Annotated in this window: 25 protein-coding genes and 1 tRNA gene; 20 read left to right on the top strand and 6 right to left on the bottom strand. The window is 64.8% G+C overall.

Features of this window, described 5'->3' with window-relative positions; translation table 11 throughout:
* The 6 genes from WG908_RS05920 to WG908_RS05945 all read left to right on the top strand — a co-directional run bounded on the left by WG908_RS05920 (position 1) and on the right by WG908_RS05945 (position 7434).
* Positions 1-1467 carry an acyl-CoA reductase gene (locus WG908_RS05920; RefSeq protein ID WP_340185642.1) on the top strand — a complete coding sequence of 489 codons (1467 nt, stop codon included), beginning with the start codon at positions 1-3 and terminating at the stop codon, positions 1465-1467.
* Positions 1464-2348, top strand: coding sequence for an SDR family oxidoreductase (locus tag WG908_RS05925; protein WP_340185643.1), 885 nt, complete (start codon positions 1464-1466; stop codon positions 2346-2348). Before WG908_RS05920 ends, WG908_RS05925 begins: the two co-directional genes overlap by 4 nt.
* A gap of 138 nt (positions 2349-2486) precedes the next feature.
* Positions 2487-4721, top strand: a complete 2235-nt coding sequence (locus WG908_RS05930; RefSeq protein ID WP_340185644.1) for a TonB-dependent receptor — start codon at positions 2487-2489, stop codon at positions 4719-4721.
* Between the two features lie 94 nt (positions 4722-4815).
* The gene (locus WG908_RS05935; RefSeq protein ID WP_340185645.1) at positions 4816-6099 is read left to right on the top strand and encodes an MFS transporter; all 1284 of its coding nucleotides are present in this window, start codon (positions 4816-4818) and stop codon (positions 6097-6099) included.
* A gap of 63 nt (positions 6100-6162) precedes the next feature.
* A complete protein-coding gene (locus tag WG908_RS05940) occupies positions 6163-7194 on the top strand; it encodes a DUF6473 family protein (RefSeq protein ID WP_340185646.1) in 1032 nt (343 codons plus the stop codon).
* A 93-nt stretch (positions 7195-7287) separates the two neighbouring features.
* The gene (locus WG908_RS05945) at positions 7288-7434 is read left to right on the top strand and encodes a hypothetical protein (protein ID WP_340185647.1); all 147 of its coding nucleotides are present in this window, start codon (positions 7288-7290) and stop codon (positions 7432-7434) included.
* Positions 7435-7447: 13 nt separating this feature from the next.
* Here WG908_RS05945 and WG908_RS05950 read toward each other — a convergent pair whose 3' ends face one another.
* Both WG908_RS05950 and WG908_RS05955 read right to left on the bottom strand, forming a co-directional pair.
* The gene (locus WG908_RS05950) at positions 7448-7624 is read right to left on the bottom strand and encodes a DUF1289 domain-containing protein (protein WP_340185648.1); all 177 of its coding nucleotides are present in this window, start codon (positions 7622-7624) and stop codon (positions 7448-7450) included.
* Entirely contained in the window at positions 7624-9792 is a 2169-nt protein-coding gene (locus WG908_RS05955; protein WP_340185741.1) for a primosomal protein N', read from the bottom strand. The genes WG908_RS05950 and WG908_RS05955 overlap by 1 nt, the downstream gene beginning before the upstream one ends.
* 86 nt (positions 9793-9878) lie before the next feature.
* Between WG908_RS05955 and fsa the strand changes: the two genes are divergently transcribed.
* On the top strand, positions 9879-10532 hold the full coding sequence (gene fsa, locus WG908_RS05960; RefSeq protein WP_340185649.1) for a fructose-6-phosphate aldolase: 654 nt from the start codon (positions 9879-9881) through the stop codon (positions 10530-10532).
* A gap of 66 nt (positions 10533-10598) precedes the next feature.
* Complete coding sequence (locus tag WG908_RS05965; RefSeq protein WP_340185650.1) at positions 10599-10928, top strand: antibiotic biosynthesis monooxygenase family protein; 330 nt, start codon at positions 10599-10601, stop codon at positions 10926-10928.
* 33 nt (positions 10929-10961) lie between these two features.
* Here WG908_RS05965 and WG908_RS05970 read toward each other — a convergent pair.
* Positions 10962-11038, bottom strand: a tRNA-Arg gene (locus WG908_RS05970).
* Positions 11039-11121: 83 nt separating this feature from the next.
* Here WG908_RS05970 and WG908_RS05975 point away from each other — a divergent pair.
* Positions 11122-11841 carry a queuosine precursor transporter gene (locus WG908_RS05975; protein WP_340185651.1) on the top strand — a complete coding sequence of 240 codons (720 nt, stop codon included), beginning with the start codon at positions 11122-11124 and terminating at the stop codon, positions 11839-11841.
* Between the two features lie 64 nt (positions 11842-11905).
* Complete coding sequence (locus WG908_RS05980; RefSeq protein ID WP_340185652.1) at positions 11906-12196, top strand: hypothetical protein; 291 nt, start codon at positions 11906-11908, stop codon at positions 12194-12196.
* A 35-nt stretch (positions 12197-12231) separates the two neighbouring features.
* Here the strand turns inward: WG908_RS05980 and truA are convergent, their stop codons facing one another.
* Positions 12232-12975, bottom strand: a complete 744-nt coding sequence (truA, locus tag WG908_RS05985) for a tRNA pseudouridine(38-40) synthase TruA (RefSeq protein WP_340185653.1) — start codon at positions 12973-12975, stop codon at positions 12232-12234.
* Positions 12972-13880, bottom strand: a complete 909-nt coding sequence (gene fmt / locus WG908_RS05990) for a methionyl-tRNA formyltransferase (RefSeq protein WP_340185654.1) — start codon at positions 13878-13880, stop codon at positions 12972-12974. The genes truA and fmt overlap by 4 nt, the downstream gene beginning before the upstream one ends.
* Before the next feature lie 53 nt (positions 13881-13933).
* On the opposite strand from fmt, the gene recR reads away from it, so the two are divergent.
* The 7 genes from recR to msrA all read left to right on the top strand — a co-directional run bounded on the left by recR (position 13934) and on the right by msrA (position 19613).
* Positions 13934-14530, top strand: a complete 597-nt coding sequence (recR, locus tag WG908_RS05995) for a recombination mediator RecR (RefSeq protein WP_340185655.1) — start codon at positions 13934-13936, stop codon at positions 14528-14530.
* A 62-nt stretch (positions 14531-14592) separates the two neighbouring features.
* A complete protein-coding gene (gene def / locus WG908_RS06000) occupies positions 14593-15123 on the top strand; it encodes a peptide deformylase (RefSeq protein ID WP_340185656.1) in 531 nt (176 codons plus the stop codon).
* Between the two features lie 201 nt (positions 15124-15324).
* Positions 15325-16503 (top strand): aminodeoxychorismate synthase component I, encoded by a 1179-nt coding sequence (pabB, locus tag WG908_RS06005; protein WP_340185657.1) that lies wholly within the window; start codon positions 15325-15327, stop codon positions 16501-16503.
* Between the two features lie 32 nt (positions 16504-16535).
* Entirely contained in the window at positions 16536-17159 is a 624-nt protein-coding gene (locus tag WG908_RS06010; RefSeq protein ID WP_340185658.1) for an aminotransferase class IV, read from the top strand.
* A 166-nt stretch (positions 17160-17325) separates the two neighbouring features.
* On the top strand, positions 17326-18528 hold the full coding sequence (locus tag WG908_RS06015; RefSeq protein ID WP_340185659.1) for a pyridoxal phosphate-dependent aminotransferase: 1203 nt from the start codon (positions 17326-17328) through the stop codon (positions 18526-18528).
* Positions 18529-18781: 253 nt separating this feature from the next.
* On the top strand, positions 18782-18955 hold the full coding sequence (locus tag WG908_RS06020; RefSeq protein ID WP_340185660.1) for a hypothetical protein: 174 nt from the start codon (positions 18782-18784) through the stop codon (positions 18953-18955).
* The gene (msrA, locus tag WG908_RS06025; RefSeq protein ID WP_340185661.1) at positions 18942-19613 is read left to right on the top strand and encodes a peptide-methionine (S)-S-oxide reductase MsrA; all 672 of its coding nucleotides are present in this window, start codon (positions 18942-18944) and stop codon (positions 19611-19613) included. Before WG908_RS06020 ends, msrA begins: the two co-directional genes overlap by 14 nt.
* A 4-nt stretch (positions 19614-19617) precedes the next feature.
* Here msrA and WG908_RS06030 read toward each other — a convergent pair whose 3' ends face one another.
* Complete coding sequence (locus tag WG908_RS06030; RefSeq protein WP_340185662.1) at positions 19618-21723, bottom strand: RelA/SpoT family protein; 2106 nt, start codon at positions 21721-21723, stop codon at positions 19618-19620.
* 133 nt (positions 21724-21856) lie between these two features.
* Here WG908_RS06030 and WG908_RS06035 point away from each other — a divergent pair, with 133 nt between their 5' ends.
* Genes WG908_RS06035 through WG908_RS06045 form a run of 3 tightly spaced genes read left to right on the top strand, consistent with a single transcriptional unit; the run spans position 21857 to position 24322 of the window.
* Positions 21857-22363, top strand: coding sequence for a winged helix-turn-helix transcriptional regulator (locus WG908_RS06035; RefSeq protein ID WP_340185663.1), 507 nt, complete (start codon positions 21857-21859; stop codon positions 22361-22363).
* Positions 22364-22418: 55 nt separating this feature from the next.
* Positions 22419-23525 carry a sensor histidine kinase gene (locus WG908_RS06040; RefSeq protein WP_340185664.1) on the top strand — a complete coding sequence of 369 codons (1107 nt, stop codon included), beginning with the start codon at positions 22419-22421 and terminating at the stop codon, positions 23523-23525.
* On the top strand, positions 23522-24322 hold the full coding sequence (locus tag WG908_RS06045) for a LytR/AlgR family response regulator transcription factor (RefSeq protein ID WP_340185665.1): 801 nt from the start codon (positions 23522-23524) through the stop codon (positions 24320-24322). The genes WG908_RS06040 and WG908_RS06045 overlap by 4 nt, the downstream gene beginning before the upstream one ends.
* The last annotated feature ends 5 nt before the right edge of the window (positions 24323-24327 follow it).

Below are 24327 nucleotides of genomic sequence, written 5' to 3' on the forward strand. Positions count from 1 at the left end.
ATGGCCCGATACAAGGTTCCGCTGATCATCCGGGGCAAGGTGATCGAAGACTGCGACGCCCATTTCGGCGGACGCGACGGCGCGACCGAACTGGCGACGCCTTCGGTGGGCAAATATATGTCCGAACTCGCCCTGACCCGGCCATCGGCGATGAGCGACCTCTACACGATCAGCTTCGAGGAGATACTCGACTATCTCGAACAGCTCGGAACGCGGCTCCATCTCGGCGCAAACGCCTATGTGCAGGACGCTCTCGATCTGTCGTTGCGCACCTCGGGGCTGTCCGAAGGCATATTGCGCGACTGCTACGCCAATCTCCACAAGCTGTTCGGGAAGGAACAGTGGCGGCAGACGGTGGACCGGACCATCGGCATCGACCATGTCGAAGGCTGGGTCGAACATGCGATCGGCAATGGCGGCCGCGCCGCGATCCGTGCATTCGGCGCGCGCAGCGTCCACGTCATCGCCGGCAACGTGCCCCAGGTCGCGGCGATAACCATCGCCCGCAACGCGGTGACGCGCGGCGACGCCATCATCAAGACGCCGTCCAACGATCCGCTGACGGCATCGGCCATCGCCCGGACGATGATCGACATGGCCCCCGATCATCCGATCACCCGGCACCTGAGCGTCGCCTACTGGAAGGGCGGAACAGAGGCGGTCGAGGAGCGGCTCTATCGCCCCGCCAATATCGAAAAGATCGTCGCCTGGGGCGGCTTCGCATCGATCACCCACATTTCGAAATATCTGCAACCGGGCATCGACCTCATCACGCTCGATCCCAAATTGTCGTCGACCATCCTGGGGCGAGAGGCCTTTGCCGACGAGGCGACGATGCGCGCCGCCGCATCGCTGGCGGCGCTCGATGTCGGCGTCTATAATCAGGAAGCCTGCTCCAATGCGCGGGTCATCTATGTCGAAAGCGGCACCGACCCGGCGGGGCTGGCCAAGGCCAATGCCTTTGGCGAGATGCTGAACGAGGAAATCCGAGCGCTGCCGCCGCATTTCAGCGGTCCGGCGGTCCGCATGGATCCGGCGCTGGAAGCGGAGATGAGCGCGCTTCGCCTGGGCAGCGCCTGGCATAAGGTCTACGGTGGCGGGCGCGAAGGCGCGGTCGTCGTGTCCCAGATCGACGAGCCTGTCGATTTTGCCAAGCTGCTGGCCAATCGCGTCGCCAATGTCGTGCCGGTCGATGACCTGGACGTTCCCGTCCGCGCGGTCACCGCCTACACCCAGACCATCGGCATCTATCCCGAAGCGCTCAAGGCGCAATTGCGCGATCGCCTGTCGATCCACGGCGCCCAGCGGATCGTCTCGCTCGGCGGGTCGGGCATGCCGGTGTTCACCGGGCCGCAGGACGCGATCGAGCCGATGCGGCGGATGTGCAAGTGGATCGTCGATGAGAGCCGGCCGGAAACCTATCTCAAACAGGTGCTGGTCAAAGAGGATGAGGGGGAAATGGCATGAGCCACGCCCAGACGGTGATTCTCACCGGCGCGAGCAGCGGCATGGGGAGGATATTGGCGGAAGTCCTTGCGCTGCAAGGGTTCCGGGTCTTTGCCGCCATGCGCGATGTCGATGGCCGCAACGCCGCCAACGCCGCTCATCTGCGGGCGATAGACGCGCGCCACCCGATCGTTCCGGTCGACATCGACGTCACGGATGACCAATCGGTTATCGAAGGCGTCCAGGGAATAGTGGCGCAGGCCGACGATGTCGACATTCTGATCAACTGCGCTGGGTTGATGTCCGCCGGACCGATAGAGGCTTTCTCAACCGATCAGTTCCGCCTGATCCTCGAAACCAATCTCCTCGGCCCGTTCCGCATGTACAAGGCCGTCCTGCCCAATATGCGCGCGCGCAACGCCGGGCTGATCATCACCATCAGCTCGGTCAGCGGCCGGGTCGTCGCGCCTGGCCTTGGCATCTACACGGCCAGCAAGTTCGCGGTGGAGGGGCTGGCCGAATCGCTGGGCTACGAGGTGTCGGGCCTCGGCATCGACACCGTCATCGTCCAGCCAGGGCCGTTCGCCACCAATTTGGGGGCCAACCAGATCGGCCCGGCCAACCCCGCGCTCGCGGGGGAATATGGCGAGAATGGCCGGCTCGACAAGATGCTGGGCGAGCGGCTCTTTCCGTTGCTGGAACAATGCAACATCTCGCTCGACCCCCGCGATGTCGCCGACCTGGTGCTGGACCTTATCGGAATGAAGCCCGGCCAGCGGCCGATGCGGACGACGGTGGGCATGGATGCGGGCGCATCCAGGATGAACGAGTTCACCGAACAGGTTCAGAGAGAATATCTTCGGGTGATGGATTTCGAAGGGCTGGCACGCATGGCGCCATGATCGCGGCGGCGCCGTGTGTTCAGAAATAGTGTGAAGTAAAAGCAGATGAATATCATTTCCGGTGATTGGATTTATTTCAATTACCGGAATGGCGACGTCCCGTTCACAATAAAACTGAAAAACCTTGGGAGAGGGTGCATGAAACATCTTGTGATGAAGGCGGGCGGTCGTGCCTGTTTGCTGGTTGCGCTGATGTCGACGTCTGCGCTGGCGCAACAGCAGCCGGCGGCGGCGCCCGATCCGGTCGGGCTGGAGGACATCGTCGTTACCGCGCAGAAACGGAGCGAAAATCTTCAGGATGTGCCGATCGCGGTGTCGGCGGTGACTGAACAGGCGCTGACCAACGCGAATATCCGCAGCACCGTGGGCTTGCAGGTCGCGGTTCCGGGCCTGGTCGCCTACCAGACGGTGACATCGTTCCAGCCGTTCATCCGCGGCGTCGGCAGCAATATTTCGAGCGTGGCCTATGAAAGCCCGGTCGCGGTCTATCTCGATGGCGTTTATCTCTCCTCGAAATCCTCGGCGCTGTTCGACCTTGGCACCATCGACCGGATCGAGGTCATCAAGGGGCCGCAGGGCACCCTGTTCGGGCGCAACGCCACCGGCGGCGCGGTCAATGTCGTCACCCGGCAACCGGGCAACAGCATCGCATATGGCGCCGAACTGGGCTATGGCCGCTACAATGAAATCGCGGCAAAGGGCTATGTCTCGGTGCCGATCACCGACACGCTCAGGCTGGCGGCGTCCGGCTCCTACCGCAATGATGACGGCTATATCAGGGATATCGTCGGCGGCGGCACCGTGGGCGACGTCAACAATTATGCCGCCATGGCCAAGCTGGCATGGGCGCCATCGGACCGGGTCGATGTCGAAGCGACCTATCTTCGCTACCGCACCGAAAATAATGCCGGCGTTCTGACGCATAATATAAAGGGGATGCATGCGCCTTTCCCCGCCGGCGTCATCAATGCGACCGGAAACTATCAATCATCCTTCGACTTCGTGCCCGAAATATCGTCCAAGGCTCAAATCGCCATCGGCAAGATCCGCTACGGTCTGTCCGACAGGATCGACCTGATCTCCACGACCGCCTATCAGGACGCCAGGGCCGTGATCACGGTCGATGCCGACCGCACCTCCGCCCCCAGCCAGTTCGCGTTCCAGGCCGAACGAAGCCGGACATTTTCGGAAGAATTGCAACTGGCATCCAATGGCGGCGGCGACCTGACCTGGATATTGGGCCTGTTCTATTACAAGAATGTCGCGCGGATCGAACCGTCCGCCTTCAGCGTCGGCGTATCCCATGGCTTTGACCCGGCCACGCTGTCGGGAACGCCGTTCGTCGCGCCCTATTTCGCGCCGACCCGCGCGAGGATGCCGACGCAGGCCAGGGCGGTCTATGCGCAGGCGACATACAGCCTGACCGACATGGACCGGATCACGGTCGGCCTGCGCTACAGCGCGGACCGCAAGGGGCTGCGCAACCAGATGTATTATGTCGACAGGACCGGCGCTGAAATTCCGGTCGCGGGCAGGAGCGCCGACACCCGCCGCACCTTCAAGAAGCTGACCTGGCGGCTCGCCTATGATCACAAGTTCAACGACGATGTCCTGGGGTATCTGAGCTATAATCGCGGGTTCAAGAGCGGCGGCTATGTCCCCACCGCCTTCGCCACGCCGGCGGGGCAACCGGCCGCCCTCAATCCCGAAGTGCTCGACGCCTATGAAATCGGTCTCAAAAGCGAGCTGTTCGACCGCAGGGCACGGCTCAATGTCGCGGGCTTCTTCTACAAATATAACGATATCACGGTTCAGTTCGTCGATCCCGTCACGGTGCAGAGCCAGTTGCGCAATGCGGCCAAATCCGAAATCTACGGCATCGACAGCGACCTGACCGTCGTCGTCAATGATCGGATCAACCTGCGGGCATCGGCTACCTATCTGCATGCCGAATACAGGAAGTTCGAAAATGCCGCGGTTTTCGTGCCGGGACCGACCGGCAGCGCCGTCGCAACCAGCCGCGACGCGTCCGGCGCCGACCTGACCTTCGCGCCCGAATGGACCGTCAGCCTCGGTTTCGACTATAAGGCGATCCTGTCCGGCGGCTCGTCATTATTGTTCAGTTCCTCCTATTATTACAACGCCGGCTTCGACACCCAGCCGCTTGAAGGCCCGCTGTCGATCCCGTCCTGGTCGAACGTCACGGCGTCGCTCACCTGGCGCGCGGCGAACGACAGATATTTCGTTCGCGTCTGGGGCGACAATCTCACCAACGAAAAACGCGCCATGTATACGTTCGGCAACGGCTTTGGTTTTTCGGAGGTGTTCGCCAAGCCGGTAACGTACGGCGCGAGCATCGGATTCAATTTCTGATGCGGGCGGCGGTCCGGTTCCGGGCCGCCGCCCAACGGTGCGATGATGACGCCGGACGCCGCAAGCGCGCGGCGAAGGCGGGAGGGATGCAGTCATGAACAATGCCGCGAGCCACGCTGCCCCATTTGCCGTCGCGGCCCCGGCGGAAAGTGAATTCCGGCGCGGATGGCGGATACTCCTCCCGTCGATCCTTGGCTGCGCCTTTTGCATGGGGACGCTGGCCACCATCTCGATCGGGCCGTTCGTGACGTCGCTTGGGCAGGATATGGGCTGGAGCAGGACGCAGGTCCAGATGTCGCTGCTCTTTGGTCAGGGCTTCAGCAGCCTGGGCGTCATCGCGACCGGGGTGCTGCTCGAAAAATTCGGGGCGCGGCGGGTTGCGCTTGGCGGCCTGCTCGCCACCGCGCTCGGCCTGGCGCTGACCTCCCTGGCCCAATCGATCGCGCACTTCTACGCGATCATGGCGCTGACCGCCTTGTTCGGCGCGGGCGCGGGCGCCATCACATGGTCGCACGCCGTGACCCGCGCCTTCGACCGCAACCGGGGGCTGGCGCTGGCGATCGTCCTTTCCGGGGCGGGGTTGGCCGGCGTGTTCCTGCCCTCTTTCCTCGCCTGGGTGATCGGCGGCCATGGCTGGCGTGCGGGCTATCTCGCGCTGGCCTGCCTGCCCGCGCTGATCGCGGTGCCGGCGGTCTATATCATGTTCCACCCGCACGAGCGCATCGGCCGCCAGGTGGCCCCCGCATCCCGCGCGGCGTCATCCGCGCCGGCCGCGATGCGGGGCATCTTCGCCCGATACCGTTTCTGGGCGCTGCTGATCTCGATCTTCTGCACCTATTTCGCGATCAGCGGCGTGATGCCCAACTTCATTCCCGCGCTCACCGACAAGGGGTTTTCGCTCGAACGCGCGGCGATGGCCCAGGGGGCGTTCGGCGCGTCGCTGATCGTCGGGCGATTGGCCGTCGGGCTGCTGGTGGACAGGTTCTGGGCGCCGGCGGTCGGCGCGATGTTCCTGGCGCCGCCAGCGCTTGGCTGTCTGCTGCTGACATGGCAGCCGGGCTTTGCGGCGGCGATCGTGGCGGCGGCGCTGATCGGCCTTGCGACGGGTGCGGAACTTGACCTGCTGGCGCTGCTCACATCCCGATATTTCGAACCCCCGTTGTTTTCACGGGTATATTCCTGGATATATGCTGCGGCCGCCAGCGCCGGTGCTGTCAGTCCCATGCTGTTTTCATGGATGCAGGACCTGACCGGCAGCTACACCGTCAGCTTTTACGTGACGGCTGTTTTGTTTCTGGTCGGCGGAGCCCTGCTATTGACGATGGGACGATATCTGGCAACCGAACCGGCGGGGGGCAATGATAGGTCCCGGCAATGACCTTGGGTCAAGGTCGCCGCCAGCAAAAAGCTTCAAGTCCCATGCGTCCAGGAGACATCTGACATGATTCACTCGCCCGATCGCCGGCAATTTCTGATCCACGGCATGGCAGCGGCGTCCGCCGGCATCGCGGTCCAGCACCTGACCGCCCCGGCCATGGCCGCGCCGGCGAACGCAGGGGACCGGCGCCCGATCGCAATCGACGATCCCCGCCTCCCCGACGAGCTGACTTTAGATTACACGCCCCTCCACAATGAAATCATAGATTATGACTTTTACAGCCTGGACGGCATGCCCCGGCTGCGCTTCCGGGGGCCGCTGTTCGACCCGCGCAAGGCCGAAAAAGGCAGCTTCTTCACCAGTCTTGGCTCGGCCCACACCCTGGGCGTGCTGTCGCCCACGACCTATACCCGGATCCTTGCCGGCAAGCTCGGCATGCCCGGCTGGAACACGGGCGTGGGCGGAATATCGGCGGCCTTCTACAATGCCCATCCGGCGATCATCGACATGGCCAACCGCGGCAGCTTCGCGATCGTTCAGGTGACGGCGGCGCGGCTGGCGAGCAACGACCGCATCCAGACCACGCCCGCCGCGCAAACCGTGTTCGACAGCCGGCACGGCGATATGGTCGAACCGGAAATGGCCTGGGCACGGATCGAAAGGGAAGAGCCGGAAAAGCTCGACACCTATATCGCCCAGAGCCGGGCCTCATGGGCGCGCGATCATGAACAATTGCTGCGGTCGCTGACGGTGCCGACCGTTCTGCTGTGGTTCGCGGTTCGCCCGATCGAAGCGGGCGGCGCGTCGATCAGGCAGGTCGGCTCGACGGCGGCGACCGCCTTCCCGCAATATATCGATGAGACCGATGTGCAGAAGATCCGGGATCGTGCCGATGCGATGACCGTGTGCGTCACGTCGCGGGGCAGCGGCCATCCCCTCATCAGCCGCTTTACCGGCCGGCACGTCACGATCACCTACCCGACGGTCAATCTGGTCGAAGACGCGAACCACTATTATCCCTCGCCCGAAATGCATGAGGACGCCGCCAACGCGCTGCTGCCGGTGGTACGCAAATGGAGCGCCGGAAAGGGATAGCGCTCCTGCCGACCTGAAGGCTGTCAAATTCCTTTCATCGTCCGGTCATCCGGGCGTCACGGCTCCCGCCTCGGGCGCCTGCGCCTGGCCCGGATGACCGACCGCCTCTCGCGCGCGCTCAAGGTGCGGATCAGCGCCATCGAAATGGCCGACGGCCGGCTGGCGATAGATGTCGACAATGCCCGCAGCTACCAGATCGCGTTCCAGTTGCTGACCGCGAACGCCCGCCTGGCGGCGTGACCGGACGACACGGTCAGGATGCGGGCGGCGGCAGCGGCGCCGCCAGCCGCGCCATGATCGCGCGCCGCTCGCTGTGGCTCATGTCCCGCCAGCGCAATATCTCCGCCAGCGTCCGCCGGCATCCGATGCACACGTCGCGCGTATCGAGCGTGCACTGGCGGATGCAGGGGGTTTCGATCGGCGCGCCCATCACATGAAGCTGTAGGGATCGACGTCCACGCTGACCCGCGTGCCCGCCTTCCACACCACATTGTCCAGCCATGCGCGGATGATATCCTGCACGTCGATGGTGCGCGTCGCGTGCACCAGCAGCCGGTGGCGGTGCCGCCCGCGCAGCACCGACAGCGGCGCGGGCGCGGGGCCATAGACGCGCAGCCCCTCGACCACCGGCGCCGATTTGCCGATCAGCCGGGCGGTGCGCGCGGCTTCCTCGCTGTCCTCGCTCGACACGATGATCGCGGCGAACCGGCCAAAGGGCGGGGCGTTGGCGCGCCTGCGGCTTTCGGTCTCCATCGCATAGAATCGCTCGGCGTCGCCGTCGATCAGCGCCTTGATGACCCCCGCTTCGGGCATTCGCGTCTGGATCAGCACCTGGCCCGGCTTCACCCCCCGCCCGGCGCGCCCGGCGACCTGCACGATCTGCTGGAACGTCCGTTCGGACGCGCGCAGGTCGCCGCCTTCCAGCCCCAGGTCGGCGTCGATCACCCCCACCAGCGTCAGGTTGGGGAAATGATAGCCCTTGGTGACCAGCTGCGTGCCGACGATGATGTCGATATCGCCCGCTTCCACCGATTTCACGAACTCGGCCGCCTTGGCGGGCGACCATAGCGTGTCCGACGTGACGATGGCGACGCGCGCCTGCGGCCACAGCGCCCGCACCTCGTCGGCGATCCGCTCGACGCCGGGGCCGCAGGCGACCAGCGAGTCCTCCTCCTTGCATTCGGGGCAGAATCGCGGCGCGGGGATCACATGGCCGCAATGGTGGCACGCCAGCCTGTGGGTCAGCCGGTGTTCGACCATCCAGGCGGTGCAGTTGGGGCACTGGAAGCGATAGCCGCAATGGCGGCACAGCGTCAGCGGCGCATAGCCGCGCCGGTTGAGGAACAGCAACGACTGTTCGCCCTTTGCCATCGTCGCGTCGATCGCCTTGACCAGCGGCGGCGCGATCCAGCGGCCGCGTTCGGGCGGATCGGTCAGCAGGTTAACGCCGCTGATCGCCGGCATCTCCGCGCCGCCAAAGCGCGAAGGCAGCTTGATCTCGCGATAGCGGCCCAGTTCGACCTGATGGCGCGTCTCGATCGCCGGCGTCGCCGACGCCAGGATCACCGGGAATGTCTCCATCAGCCCGCGCATCACCGCCACGTCGCGGGCGTGATAATGGACCCCGTCCTCCTGCTTGAAACTGGCCTCATGCGCTTCATCGACGATGATCAGGCCAAGGCGCGGATAGGGCAGGAACAGCGCCGAGCGCGCGCCGACGACGACCCGCGCCTGCCCCGACGCTATCGCCCGCCACGCCCGTCGCCGCTCGGTCTGGCGCAGCCCGCTGTGCCAGTTGACCGGCGCCGTCCCGAATCGCTTTTCGAACCGCTCCAGGAACGGCTCGGTCAGCGCGATTTCGGGCAGCAGCACCAGCACCTGGCGGTCCGCGCGCAGCGCGGCGGCGATCGCCTCGAAATAGACTTCGGTCTTGCCAGACCCGGTCACGCCATCGAGCAGGAAGGGCGCAAAGCCATTCGCGCCGACCGCCTCGACCAAGGTGCCCGCCGCCGCGCGCTGCGCGTCCGACAGGGCCGGCGGCGCATGGTCGGGGTCGGGCAGCGGGAAGGGCGTGTCGATGCTCACCTCGACCGCATCGAACGCGCCGGCCTTGACCAGCCCCCGGATCACCGCATCGCTGACCCCGCCGATCATCGCCAGTTCGCGGATCAGCCCCTGCCGCTCGCCGATCCGCTCCATCGCCTGGCTGCGCTGCCCGGTCATCCGCGTGGGGACCGTGCCGCTGGCGCGATATTCGATGACCGTGCGCGTGCCCTCCAGCGCCGACATCGACGCCAGCGCCATGCGCAGCACGGCGGCGGGGGGGCTGAGATAATAATGGGCGGTCCATTCGATCAGGCGGCGCAGCGGTTCGGGGATCGGCGGCGCATCGACCGCGCCGATGATGTTGCGCAGCCGGTTGTCGCCCACGCTCTCGACACCGGGGAACGCATCCTCTTCCCACACCACGCCTATCAACTGGCGCGGCCCCAGCGGCACGATGACGATATTGCCGGGCCTGACCGCCATGTCGTGCGGCACCCGATAGTCGAGCGGGCCAAGGGCGGCGTTCAAAAGCAGGATGCGGGCGCGGGCCATGCCGCCCATGTAGGACATGGCCCCCCGATGGCGCTATAGCCCGCTCAAGCGAATCATCATCAAACTGCCGGAAGGTCTCCAAACCCATGAAATTCTTCGTCGACACCGCCGATACCGCCGACATTCGCGATCTTGCCGCCACCGGCCTGCTCGACGGGGTGACCACCAACCCCTCGCTGATCGCCAAGTCGGGCCGCAAGTTCGTTGAAGTGGTCGAGGAAATCTGCGGGCTGGTCGACGGTCCCGTCTCGGCTGAAGTGGTCGCGCTCGACCATGAAACGATGATGAAGGAAGCCGCCGTCCTGCGGAAAATCGCCGACAATGTCTGCATCAAGGTGCCGCTGACCGTCGACGGCCTCAAGACCTGCAAGGCATTGAGCGACGACAATTGCATGGTCAATGTGACGCTGTGCTTTTCCGCCAACCAGGCCCTGCTCGCCGCCAAGGCCGGGGCCAGCTTCATTTCGCCCTTCGTCGGTCGCCACGACGATAACGGCTTTGACGGCATGGCGCTGATCGAGGACATCCGCCTCATCTACGACAATTATAATTTCGCCACCGAAATCCTGGTCGCCAGCGTCCGCCATCCGGTCCATGTGCTGCAAAGCGCCAAGATCGGCGCGGACGTGATGACCGCGCCGCCCGCCGTCATCAAATCGCTGTTCAACCATGTGCTGACCGACAAGGGCATCGCCGGCTTCATGGCCGACTGGGCCAAGACCGGGCAGAGCATCCTTTAAGCCACGAAAGCGCGGATCATTTGACGGGCCTCGCCGCTTTATCCTTTCGACAAGGAGGAAGCGGCGATGTTCGTGGCGGTCTATTGGTGGCGGGTCCATCCCGGCAAGGAAGAACAGTTCCGCAAGGCGTGGGCGCGCGGCACCGAATTGATCCGCGACCGCTACGGCAGCCATGGCTCGCGGCTGCATCGCGACGCGGACGGGCGGTTCGTTGGCTATGCCGAATGGCCCGATGAACAGACCTGGCGCGCGGCGTTCGACCGGAAAATGGTCTATGACGATCCCGCGACCCGCGCCGCCTTTGTCGACGCCATCGCCGAAGTGCCGCCCGATGCCGACCCGATCTTCACCATGACCGTGGTGGAAGACCTGCTGGACCGGTCGCGCGGGACATAGCGGTCGGCGCCGACGTCGCGGCAGCGGAAAAAATGGTGACCCCGGCGTGACTCGAACACGCAACATCCCGCTTAGAAGGCGGGTGCTCTATCCAGTTGAGCTACGGGGCCTCTGGCTGCTCCGATAGCGATGCGCGCGCGCCCGCGCAATGATCGCGCATTGCAATCGCGCGGGGCAGCGATATGCAGGGCCTATGAGCGATCCGGGGGTTCATAAAGTCGATGCGGCGGCGCTGGGCCAGCGTCCCTTGCGCTATTTCGACTTTTTCATGGCCGCCTTCGTCGCGATCCTGCTGCTGTCCAACCTCATCGGCGCGGCCAAGCTCGCGACGCTCGGCGGCTTCACCTTTGGCGCTGGCATCCTGTTCTTCCCGCTGGGCTATGTCATCGGCGACGTGCTGACCGAAGTCTATGGCTATGCCCGCGCCCGGCGCTGCGTGTGGGCGGGGTTCGCCGCGATGCTGTTCATGGCGCTGATGGCTTGGGTGGTGGTCGCGCTGCCGCCTGCCGATGGCTGGCCCGACCAGCGCGCCTATGAAGCGGTGTTCGGCAGCACCTGGCGCATCGTCTTCGCCTCGCTCATCGCCTTCTGGGCGGGCGAACTGGCGAACAGCTTCGTCCTGGCGCGCATGAAGCTGCTGACGCGGGGCCGGCACCTGTGGATGCGCACGATCGGATCGACGGTCGTAGGGCAGGGGGTCGACAGCCTGCTCTTCTACCCGCTCGCCTTCGCCGGCGACTGGACCAACGGCCAGGTGCTGACGGTGATGGGCACCAACTGGCTGCTCAAGGTGCTGTGGGAAGCGGCGCTGACCCCCGTGACCTATGCCGTGGTCGGATTCCTGAAGCGGCGCGAGGGGCTGGATATCTATGACGAGGGCACGAATTTCACGCCATTCCGTGCGCGGCTTTGAGATTGGCAGCGCGTCTGGAAACGACCATTTGCGGACGTTCGTTGCGTGCAGTAAATTGCCAACCATGCCGGTGAACATCGTTCCGTTAATGAGACTGTCGCTCTGGCTGCTGCTGATAGCGGCGGCGTTAATCGCGCTCTTTTGGTTGATGCTCGTTGTAGCATCCGGCTTTACCATCTGGACAAATGAATCGAACGCCGCTGGTTTGACCTTACAGGCAGGTCTCGTTCTTTCCCCGGGGGCATTGTTTCTTGGTCTTAAGCTATCCAAGCACAGCATTGGCCTCAGCACCGCCTTGTTTATATTAAGCTGGCTTGTCGCCTTTTCTGCGTTGATAGTCCTCCACCCTTTGTAGCGTCCGCTCCCCACCCATCTCGGACCAATCCGCCCCTAATCCCCATAATCCGCCGCCACGAAATACAGCCCGTCTGGCGGCGCGTTGAGGCCGAGCGCGGCGCGGTCCTTCGCCTCCAGCGCGGCTTTCATGTCCGCGCCCGACCATTTGCCCATGCCCACCAGCGCCAGGCAGCCGACCATCGATCGGACCTGATGATGCAGGAAGGAGCGGGCGGCGGCATGGATCGCGATGCGGTTGCCGTCGCGCTCCACCTCCAGCCGGTCGAGCGTCTTGACGGGGCTGGCCGACTGGCAATGGGCCGAGCGGAAGGTGGTGAAGTCGTGAAGTCCCACCAGATGCTGCGCCGCGTCCTGCATCGCGGCGGCATCGAGCGGCTGGATCACCCGCCACGCCAGCCCCGCCTCATGCGTCAGCGGGGCGCGCCGGTTGACGATCCGATAGACATATGAACGCCCCACGCACGAAAAGCGCGCATGCCAGTCGCCCGGCACCACCGCGCAATCCAGGATCGCCACCGGGTCGGGCCGCAGCCGCGCATTGAGCGCCTCCATCAGCCGGAACGGCGCGATCGGCCTTTCGATGTCGGCATGGGCGCGCATCGCGATGCCGTGGACCCCCGCGTCGGTGCGCCCGGCGGCATGGACCACCGCCGCTTCGCCGGTGATGGCATGGATCGCCCGTTCGATCGCGCCCTGCACGCTCGCCCCATGCGCCTGCCGCTGCCATCCCATGAACGGCCGTCCGTCGAACTCGACGGTGAAGGCAAAGCGCGTCACGCGTCCACCCGGCCCCCCGCCGGCATGTCGAACCCGCGCAGCAGTTCGCCCACCGACATCGCGCCCTTGCCCGCCCGCTGGATCAGCGTCGGGCGGATCGCGTGATGGCCGCAGCCGATCAGCAGGCTATGGTCGATCAGCACGCCGGGTTCGCCCGCATGCGCCTCGACATGCGCGGCCAGCACCCGGAACCGCTCGCCGCGATAGGCGAAGAAGGCGCCGGGCCAGGGATTGAACGCCCGCACCTGCCGCTCCACCCGATGCGCGTCGCGCGAAAAATCCAGCCGCGCCTCGGCCTTGTCGATCTTGGCGGCATAGGTGACGCCCTCGTCCGGCTGGGCCACCGCCGGATGCAGGGCGATATCGTCCAGCACCTCGACCATCAGTTCCGCGCCCGCCAGCGCCAGTTCGGCGGTCAGCGCGCCGGCGGTCTTGTCCTCGATCGGCGTCACATGCTTGGCCCGCATCGGCCCGGTGTCGAGGCCCGCTTCCATGTCCATGATGGTGACGCCGGTGACATTGTCGCCGGCCAGGATCGCGCGCTGGATCGGCGCCGCCCCCCGCCAGCGCGGCAGCAGCGATGCGTGAATGTTCATGCAGCCATGGCGCGGCGCGTCGAGGATCGCCCGCGGCAGGATCAGGCCATAGGCGGCGACCACCGCGACATCGGCATTCCACGCGGCGAATTCGGCCTGAACCTCTGCGTCTTTCAGCGACAGGGGCGTGCGCACCGGCACGCCCATCGCCTCGGCCCTTTCCTGCACCGGCGACGCGCGCAGCGCCTTGCCGCGCCCGGCGGGGCGGGGCGGCTGGCTGTAGGCCGCGACGATGTCATGCCCGCCCTTGGCCAGTTGTTCCAGCCCCGGCACCGCGAAATCCGGCGTTCCCATGTAAATGATGCGCATGAGGATATTCCAAACCCCTTGTGTCCACGACTTGCAAGCCCTTATCTCCTTGCATGGCCTCTCCTGAAATCGACGCGCTGACGCAAGCGCTCTCCCGCCTGCCGGGCCTTGGCCCCCGTTCGGCGCGGCGCGCGGTGCTGCACCTCATCAAGAAGCGGGAAAGCGCGCTCGACCCGCTGTTGCGCGCGCTCGCAGCGGTGAATGACCGGCTGGTCACCTGCCATGTCTGCGGCAACGTCGATACCCTCGACCCTTGCGCCATCTGCGCCGATCCGCGCCGCGACGCGCGGGCGCTGTGCGTGGTGGAGGATGTCGCAGACCTGTGGGCGCTGGACAGGTCGCGGCTCTTTCCCGGTCGCTTCCATGTGCTGGGCGGGCGCTTGTCCGCGCTCGAAGGCGTGCGGCCGCAGGACCTTGCCATCGATTCGCTGGTCGCACGGGTGGCGGCGGGCGGCATCGACGAAGTGGTGCTGGCGATGAACGCGACGCTGGAGGGGCAGACCACCGCCCATTATCTTGCCGAACGGCTGGAGGCGTTCCCCGTGCGCCTGACCCAGCTCGCCCATGGCATGCCGGTCGGCGGCGAACTGGACTATCTGGACGAAGGCACGCTGGCACAGGCGCTGCGGGCGCGCAGGCCGGTGGGGTAGGGGCATCGCGGCTGCGCCACCGCAAGCTTGAAATCCCCGGCATTTCCGCTTATTTTGCGGCAATGGCCATTCTTCCCATCCTCGAAACGCCGGACCCCCGGCTGCGCACCATCTCGACCCCGGTCGAAGCGATCGACGCCGATTTGCAGCGGCTGATCGATGACATGTTCGACACCATGTACGACGCGCCCGGCATCGGCCTCGCCGCGATCCAGGTCGGCGTGCCCAAGCGGGTGCTGGTCATCGACCTTCAGGAACCCGAATCGGACGATGAAGACGCCAAGCCGGTCCGAAAGCCGCGGGTGTTCATCAATCCGCAGATACTGTCCGGCTCGGACGAGCTTTCGGTCTATCAGGAAGGCTGCCTGTCGGTTCCCGAACAATATGCCGAGGTCGAACGGCCCGCGTCGGTCCGCGCAAGCTGGATGGATCGTGAAGGCCGCATCCATGAAGAACAGCTGGACGGCCTGCTCGCCACCTGTCTCCAGCATGAGATGGATCATCTGGAAGGCATATTGTTCATCGATCATCTCTCGCGCCTCAAGCGCGACATGCTGCTCAAGAAGCTGGTGAAAGCACGCAAGGCCGCCTGAGGCTCTTCACGGCATCGGCGTGCGGAGCGCCGTGCGAATGATCGGCAACCGTTCGGGCCGAGCTCAGCCAAAGCCTTGTCCTGAGCGGCGCGAAGGCGCTTCGCCTTCGGCCCCGCACAGCGCTTCGACCTGGCCATCGGATCGGGCTCGGTGCGCTAGCCGCTTGCCCTTGCCATCGCGCGACGCTTAAGAAGGCTGTCCATGCGTCTTCCCGGACCTTCCGAAGCCTTCGTCCTGTTCGACGATGCGCGCACGCGTGCGCCTGCGGCGTCGCGGCTCTACCGCGACCCGGTGGATGAGATCGTCGCGCATCGGCTGACCGAGGTTCAGCCCGCGCTCGACCGCGTGGCCGATGCGCTCGAATCGGGTTTCCATGTCGCGGGCTATATGAGCTATGAGGCCGCCTTCGCGCTGGAGGACCGGCTGGCGCCGCTCGCCGCCCGTGTCGACCGTACCGATCTTGCCGCCACGCCGCTATTGTGGTTCGGCCTGTTCGAAGGCTTTCGCAAGATCGCGCCGGATGCGGTCGCATCGCTGCTGCCGGCCCCCGATGGCTGCGGCGTGGGCATGCTGCGCCCGCTGATCGACGAGGCCGCCTACCAGGCGGCCTTCGCGCGGGCGCAGGCGCTGATCGGGGCGGGCGACGTCTATCAGGTGAACCTCACCTTCCCGTGCGAACTGCCCTTTGCCGGCGATCCGATGGCGCTTTACGCCGCCGCCCGCCCGCGCGCGAAGGCCGGCTATGGCGGGGTGGTGCGGACCGGGTGGCAGACGCTGCTGTCCTTTTCGCCCGAACTGTTCTTCACGCTGGTTCGCGGCCAACTCACCGCCCGGCCGATGAAGGGCACCGCGCCGCGCGAGCCGGATGAAGCCGCCGACATCGCCGCCGCCCGCCATCTGGAGGAAGACCCCAAGCAGCGCGCCGAAAATCTGATGATCGTCGACCTGCTCCGCAACGATCTTTCGCGCGTGTCGCGCGCGGGCAGCGTCACCGTGCCCGAACTGTTCCGCATCGAAACCTTTCCCACCGTGCACCAGATGGTTTCCACCGTGCGCGGGCGGGTCCTGCCGGGCCTCGGCGCGGTCGATGTGCTGCGAACGCTGTTTCCCTGCGGCTCGATCACCGGCGCGCCCAAGGTGCGGGCGATGGAAGTGATCGAAGCGCTGGAACCCCATCCGCGCGGTCCCTATACCGGGACGATGGGCTGGATGGATCCCGACGGCGACGCCGCCTTCAATGTTGCTATCCGCACCATTTGCGTTGAAGAAGGCGCAAGTCTGGGGCGCATTGGCCTTGGATCGGGTATCGTCGCGGATTCGGACGGCGCGTCCGAATGGGCCGAATGCCTTGCCAAGGGCAGGTTCCTGACGGGCCTGTAAAGATAATGCCTGCGGGCTTGGATGGAGACGTGATGCCGCTGGCCGATGGACGGTTCGACCTTCTGGAAACCATGGCCTTCGATCCGGTCGAAGGCATTCTCATGCTGGACCTGCACCTGGAACGGCTCAAGGCCAGCGCCGATGCGCTCGGATTTTCCTTCGATCGCCATGGCGTGCGCAACGAGCTTCAGGCCGCAACCTTCCGCCTGGGCAGCCGCAGCCGCCTGCGCCTGCTCATCTCGCGCGGCGGGGCGATGGCCATCGAGGTACGCGACCATCGCACCTGGCCAGAAGCGATCATGCAGCTTGCCGTCGTGCCCCGCAACGCGCCGGCGGACGATCCGCGCCTCGCCCACAAGACCACCGACCGCTCGCTCTATCGCGACGCGCTCCGGCGCGGCGGCACCTATGAAGTGCTGATGATGGATGACAAGGGCTATCTGACCGAAGGCTGTTTCTCGACGCTCTTCGTCGAACGCGGCGACAAGCTGGTGACGCCGCCCTTGTCGCGCGGGCTGTTGCCGGGGGTGCTGCGCCGCAACCTGATCGCCATGGGCGAAGCGGTCGAAGATGACCTCAAGCGGCACGATCTGGAACGGGGCTTCTTCATCGGCAATGCCGCGCGCGGCATGGTGGCGGCGACGCTCAAGCGGTAAGCCAGGGGGCGCCCGCAGCCCGTGGGCGGCGGGGGCCGGCGCTGCGTCGGCGTCGTCAAAGCCGGTTCGGCCCAACTGGCGGTTGCCGTTTGCGCCTTTGCGTTTTAAGGACCGCCCCGCCGCATGCTGTAGCGGCATCGGGGATATAAGCAGAAAGAATGTTGCCATGAGCCAGACGTCCGCCGCCTTGGGCCGCATCCAGCCTTCCGCCACGCTGGCGATGAGCGCGCGCGTGAATGCCCTCAAAGCGCAGGGCGTGGATGTCATCGGCCTGTCGGCCGGGGAGCCTGATTTCGACACGCCCGATTTCGTCAAGGAAGCCGGGATCGCCGCGATTCGCAACAACCAGACGCGCTATACCGACGTCGACGGCACCGCCGACGTCAAGGAAGCGGTCGCCTTCAAGTTCAAGCGCGACAACGGCCTCGTCTATGCGCGCAGCCAGATCAGTGTGAATTCGGGCGGCAAGCACACCTTGTTCAACGCGCTGGTCGCCACCATCGACGTGGGCGACGAAGTCATCATTCCCGCGCCCTATTGGGTCAGCTATCCCGACATCGTCAATTTCGCCGGCGGCACCCCGGTCTTTATCGAAGGGCCGGCCGCGCAGGGGTACAAGATCACCGCCGCCCAGCTCGAAGCCGCGATCACCCCGCGCACCAAGTGGCTGATGCTGAACTCGCCGTCCAACCCTTCGGGCGCGGCCTATTCGGCGACGGAACTCAAGGAACTGGCCGACGTGCTGCTGCGTCATCCCCATGTCCTCGTCATGACCGACGATATGTATGAGCATGTCTGGTACGCGCCCACGCCCTTCGCGACCATCGCCCAGGCCTGCCCGGACCTGTATGACCGTACCCTGACGGTCAACGGCTGTTCCAAGGCCTTTTCGATGACCGGCTGGCGGATCGGCTTTGCCGGCGGCCCCGAATGGCTGATCAAGGCGATGGGCAAGCTCCAGTCGCAATCGACATCCAACCCCTGTTCGATCAGCCAGGCCGCCGCCGCCGCCGCGCTGACCGGGCCGCAGGATTTCCTCGAAGATCGCAACGCCGCTTTCAAGAAGCGCCGCGACATGGTGGTGGCGATGCTGAATGACGCGCCGGGCCTCGACTGCCCGACGCCCGAAGGCGCCTTCTACGTCTATCCCGACGCCAGCGGCCTCATCGGCCGCACCACGCCCAAGGGTGTAAAGATCGACAGCGACGAAGCGCTGATCGGCTATTTCCTCGACGAAGCCAAGGTCGCTGCCGTCCACGGCGCCGCTTTCGGCCTCTCGCCGGCCTTCCGCATCAGCTACGCCACGTCGGACGAGCTGCTGAAAAAGGCCTGCACCCGGATTCAAGAGGCCTGCGCCGCGTTGAAATAGGCAAGGCTGCCGGCTCGATCCACGCAAAAAGCGAAACGGTATCTTTCGATCCGCGCCGTCTTGCGGATGGCGCGGATCGGCTTATATCCCGTTTCATAAAGAAACTTAAAATGGGCCTGCTTCGGTTCGCCGCCTGATTGATGCGCCTGATCCCGCTATTGTGCCGGCGGTCACAGCATTCAGCCGGCGGCAAGGCGTATCGGGCTAGCGCGTCGGTCAAGAGGGCCGGACACAGATAATGGAAGGCAAGGCCATGTTGGCATTTTTGAGATCGGACCTGTTCCTGCGCTTCCTCGGCGGCTTCGTGATCGGCACGGTCGGCGTGGTCGCGCTCAACAATGGCGAAGAGCCTGCGGCGCTGACCCGCTCGGCCGTTGCCGCGCCCGCGCCGGTGCAGGCGCTGGCCCCGGTCGATGCGACGCTCTGACGCCATCGTCCTTGCGCTGCTGGCGGGGCTGGGCCTCGCCTCGCCGCTCCATGCCGAACGCGTCGTCCTTGCCCCCGCCGCCAGCGTCGACGCGCCTGCCAGCCGCCGCCTCGATACCGCGATCTTCGCGGGCGGCTGCTATTGGGGCGTCGAGGGCGTCTTCGCCCATGTAAAGGGCGTCCACCTCGTCAGATCGGGCTTTGCCGGCGGTCCCGGGGGCCGCAAGGTCGATTATGAGGCGGTCAGCGGCGGCGACACCGGCTTTGCCGAAGCGGTGTGCGTCACCTATGATCCCAGGGTCGTCAGCTACGCCACGCTGCTGCGCATCTTCTTTTCCGTGATCGCCGACCCGACGACGCTCAACCATCAGGGTCCCGACCACGGCACCCAGTATCGCAGCGCGCTGTTCCCGCTCGATGCCGGCCAGGACAAGGCCGCGCGCGCCTATCTGAAGCAACTGGACGAAGCCCGGCTTTGGACCGCCCCCGTCGTCACGCGGGTCGAACGCTTCACCGGCTTCCAGGACGCCGACGCCTTTCACCAGGATTTCATGCGCAAGAACCCGCGCCATCCCTATATATCGCGCTGGGACGCGCCCAAGCTCGCCGCCTTCAGGTCGCTCTTCCCGGCGCTGTATCGCGCCAGGCCTGCGCCCTGAACGGCTAGACCCGGTCCGCCTGCACCACCGTATCCAGCCCGCGCAACGCCGACAATATCCGCATCAGGTGCGCGGCGTCGGCGACCTCCAGGTCGATGATATCGGTGTGGAACGGCCCTTCGCGGTTGACCAGTTGCAGGTTGAGGATGTTGGCCTTGGTCGCGCCGAAGATATTGGCGACCGCGGCCAGCGCGCCCGGCTGGTTCTTGACGATGACCGACAGGCGCGCCGCGCCGCCCTTCGCCCCTGAATCCCACGACAGGTCGATCCAGTCGTCGTCCTGCCCGGTTTCGAGCGATCGGCAATCGATGGTGTGGACCTCGATCGGGTCGCCGGTGCGGCGGATGCCGACGATCCTGTCGCCCGGCACCGGATGGCAGCAATCGCCCAGGCGAAAGGCGATGCCCGGCGTCAGGCCGCGAATCGACACCGGCGCATGCTGGCGCGGATGCGCTTCCTCCATGCCCTCGGCCGTGGTCGATCCGGGGATCAGCGCTTCGAGCACTTCGGAATCGAGCAGCCGGTGCGTCGCGATCGCGATCATCAGCGCGGCGCGATCTTCCAGCCGCAGCCGCTTCAACGCGGCCTTGATCGCCTTGTCGCCCAGCTCGGCGGCTAGGTCCCTGGGCAGGCGGCCGACAATCTCCTCATAGAGCTTGGAGCCCATCGCCACCAGCTCGTCGCGCTGCTTGTGGCGGATATAGCGGCGGATCGCGGCGCGCGCCTTGCCGGTGATGACGAAGGTCAGCCAGCCGGGCTGCGGTTCCTGCCCGTCGGATTTGAGGATCTCGACCTGATCGCCATTGTCGAGCGCGGTGCGCAGCGGCACGACCCGGCCGTTGACCTTGGCCCCGACCGTCTGGTTGCCCAGCGTCGTGTGGACGGCATAGGCGAAATCGACCGGGGTCGACCCCTTGGGCAACTGGTGCAGCTCGCCCTTGGGCGAAAAGGCGAAGATGCGGTCCTGGTACATCGCCATGCGGGTATGTTCGAGCAGCTCGTCGGCGTCCTGGGTCTGCTCCAATATTTCCACCAGGTCGCGCAGCCAGGGCGCCTGATGATCGTCTGAATCGCTTTTCTGCTTGTACGCCCAATGCGCCGCCAGCCCGAATTCGCTGTGATGATGCATCTCGCGGCTGCGAATCTGCACTTCGATCCGGGCATTTTCATTGTGGATGACGGTCGTGTGCAGCGAACGATAGCCGTTGCGCTTGGGGGTGGAGATATAATCCTTGAAGCGGCCGGGGACCATTTTGTAGGTCTGGTGGATGATGCCGAGCGCGCGGTAGCAATCCTCGGTCGTCTCGGTAATGACGCGAAAGGCGATGACGTCGGTCAGCTGCTCGAAGCTGATGTGCCGCTCCTGCATCTTCTTCCAGATCGAATAGGGATGCTTCTCCCGACCCGACACGGTCACGCTCAGGTTCGATTGGCCCAGCAGCAGCTGAAGCTGCGCGCCGATGCGATCGACCTTGTCGTGGCCGCCTTCCTTCAGCTGTTCCAGCCGCCGGGTGATGCTGCCATAGGCTTCCGGTTCCAGCTCGCGAAAGGCCAGCAGCTGCATCTCGCGCATGAAATCATACATGCCGATCCGCTCGGCGAGCGGGGCATAGATGTCCATCGTCTCCCTGGCGATGCGCCGCCGCTTGCCTTCATTCTTGATGAAGTGGAGCGTGCGCATATTGTGCAGCCGGTCGGCGAGCTTGACCAGCAGCACGCGGATATCGTCCGACATCGCCAGCAGGAACTTGCGCAGATTTTCCGCCGCGCGCTCGTTTTCCGACTGCGCCTCGATCTTGCTGAGCTTGGTCACCCCGTCGACCAGCCGCGCGACATCGCTGCCGAACGCCGCCTCGATCTCCTCGTAGGTGACCAGCGTATCCTCGATCGTATCGTGCAACAGCGCGGTGACGATGGTGTGGTCGTCCAGGTACAGGTCGGTCAGGATGCCCGCCACCTCGATCGGATGGCTGAAATAGGGGTCGCCGCTCGCGCGCTTCTGGCCGCCATGCTTCTGCACCGAAAACACATAGGCGCGGTTGATCATCGCCTCGTCGGCCTGGGGGTCGTAGCGCTTTACCCGCTCGACGAGTTCATACTGGCGTAACATCGTGTTTCCGATTGTGTGGGAAGCGGCGATCCGCGCAAGAAAAAAATCCAAGAAAAGCGCGGTTGCGGTCTGGCCGTGCCGTGTCGATTGCACTTTTGCAACCCTCTCCACAATAGGCTATGATCAACGCCCAATGAGTCATAATTTCGCCCAGGATCTTGAACATTGCGCACTGCCGGGTGCGCTTGAGGCGATGGGAGAACGCTGGTCGTTCATGATTCTGCGCAGCGCGATTTCGGGCGTGCGCCATTTCGAAGAGTTTCAGGCCACTCTGGGCATCGCGCGCAACATTCTGGCCAACCGCCTCGCCCGGCTGGTCGAAAATGGCATCATGGTGCGCCAACCGATGCTGTGCGACCGGCGCAAGGTCGAATATCTGATGACCGCGAAGGGCGAGGATCTGGTGCCGGCGATGATAGCGCTGCGCCAGTGGGGCGAAAAATGGGGCAGCGGCGCGCCCTGCACGCCGATCCTTGCCGATCGCCGCGATGGCAAGCCGATCCGGCAGATCTGCATCCTGTCGCATGATGGCCGCTCGCTGGGGCTGGGCGACATCGCCTGGCTGTCGGTCGATGAAATGCGGCCGGTTTCGTGCGACGCTGAACATCAAGGCGCGCCCCCAGAGCCGGCCGCTGCCTGATCGGGCCGCGGGGCGCGGCTTTCCGCCTGAAATCAAACATCTCAGATTGAAGACGATGGCCGCCAATCCCTTCCAGCCGCAGCCTTTTTTCGCGGACAAGAATCGCGCCTTCTGGAATTTGCAGTCGCTCGGCTGGGCCGGCGCCTTCCTGTTGCGCGGATCGTCGACCATCGCCAACGGCCAGCCGCTCTCGTCGCTCATCCCGGTCCTGATTTCCACGGTCACCGGCTATTCTGTGACGCTGTTGCTCGCGGTCATGTTCCGCTGGCTGCTCAAGCAACAGCCGCTCGTCACCTGGGGCGTGTCGATCGTGATGGTGATGGTCGCGGCGGGGTTGTGCGCCTTCATCGACGCCTGGGTGTTCTCCACCCAGAACCGGTCGAACGAAATGGTCGGGCTGCAACTGTTCCTGGGCGCTTTCTACCTCAACATGACGCTGCTTGGCGCATGGTCGGCGCTCTATTATGCGATCAATTTCTACCTGACGGTGGAGGAACAGGCCGACCAGTTGCTGCGCCTGGAAAATCAGGCGTCGAGCGCGCAGCTGGCGATGCTGCGCTATCAGCTCAATCCCCATTTCCTGTTCAACACGCTCAACAGCATTTCGACGCTGGTGCTGCTCAAGCAGACCGACCGGGCGAACCAGATGCTCTCGCGCCTGTCATCCTTCCTGCGCTATACCCTCATCAACGAGCCGACGGCGCAGGTGACGATCGAACAGGAGATCGAGACGCTCAAACTCTATCTGGATATCGAAAAGATGCGGTTCGAGGATCGGTTGCGTCCGGTCTTCACCATCGACCCGGCGGTGGCGAAGGCGCGACTGCCCTCGTTGCTGCTGCAACCGCTGGTCGAAAATGCCATCAAATATGCGGTGACGCCCAAGGAGGATGGCGCGGAAATCATGGTCGTGGCGCAGCCTGCCGGTGAAAATGTCCGGATCATCGTATCGGACACCGGGCCGGGATTGAATGATGCGGGCGTTAGGCCGACCAACCCTGACAGCGTGAGCACGGGCGTGGGGCTGGCGAACATTCGCGACAGGCTGTTTCAGGCCTTCGGGGAACGTCAAAGCTTCGATGCGCGTTCCACGCCCGGCGGCTTTTCGGTCACGATCGAAATGCCGCTCAACATCGATGAACCAGCGAAAGTCGCCGCATGACCATAAGAACGATCCTCGTCGATGACGAAAGCCTTGCCACGCAGGGACTTATGCTTCGTCTCGAACGTCATGAGGATGTGGAGATCGTCGAAATCTGCACCAACGGCCGCGAAGCTATCCGCGCGGTCAAGACGCACAAGCCCGATCTTGTGTTCCTCGACATCCAGATGCCCGGCTTTGACGGCTTTTCGGTCGTGCAGGGGATGATGGAGATCGAGCCGCCGCTGTTCATCTTCGTCACCGCCTATATGGATCATGCGATCCGCGCGTTCGAAGCGCAGGCGGTCGACTATCTGCTCAAGCCCGTGGACGAGGATCGCCTTGCCGACGCGCTAGACCGGGTGCGTCTGCGGCTGTCGGAAAAGAAGCAGGTGCAGGAGGCCGAGCGGCTGCGCGAAGTGCTGGCCGAGGTCGCTCCGCAGGCGATGAGCGATTTCGTCTCGGACGATGACCAGCCGGCGTCGAACCGCTTCGAAAAGCTCATCAATATCAAGGATCGCGGCCAGATTTTCCGGGTCGACGTCGATTCGATCGAACGGATCGACGCGGCGGGCGATTACATGTGCATCTATACCGCCGATAATTCGCTGATCCTGCGCGAAACCATGAAGGATCTCGAAAAGCGCCTCGATCCGCGCAATTTCCAGCGGGTCCATCGCTCGACCATCGTCAACCTCAGCCAGGTCCGGCAGGTCAAGCCCCACACCAACGGCGAATGTTTCCTGGTGCTCGAAAGCGGCGCCCAGGTGAAGGTCAGCCGCTCCTATCGCGACGTGGTCGCCCGCTTCGTCCACTGATCGCC

It is taken from the genome of Sphingobium anseongense, assembly GCF_037725245.1.
GTDB lineage: Bacteria > Pseudomonadota > Alphaproteobacteria > Sphingomonadales > Sphingomonadaceae > Sphingobium.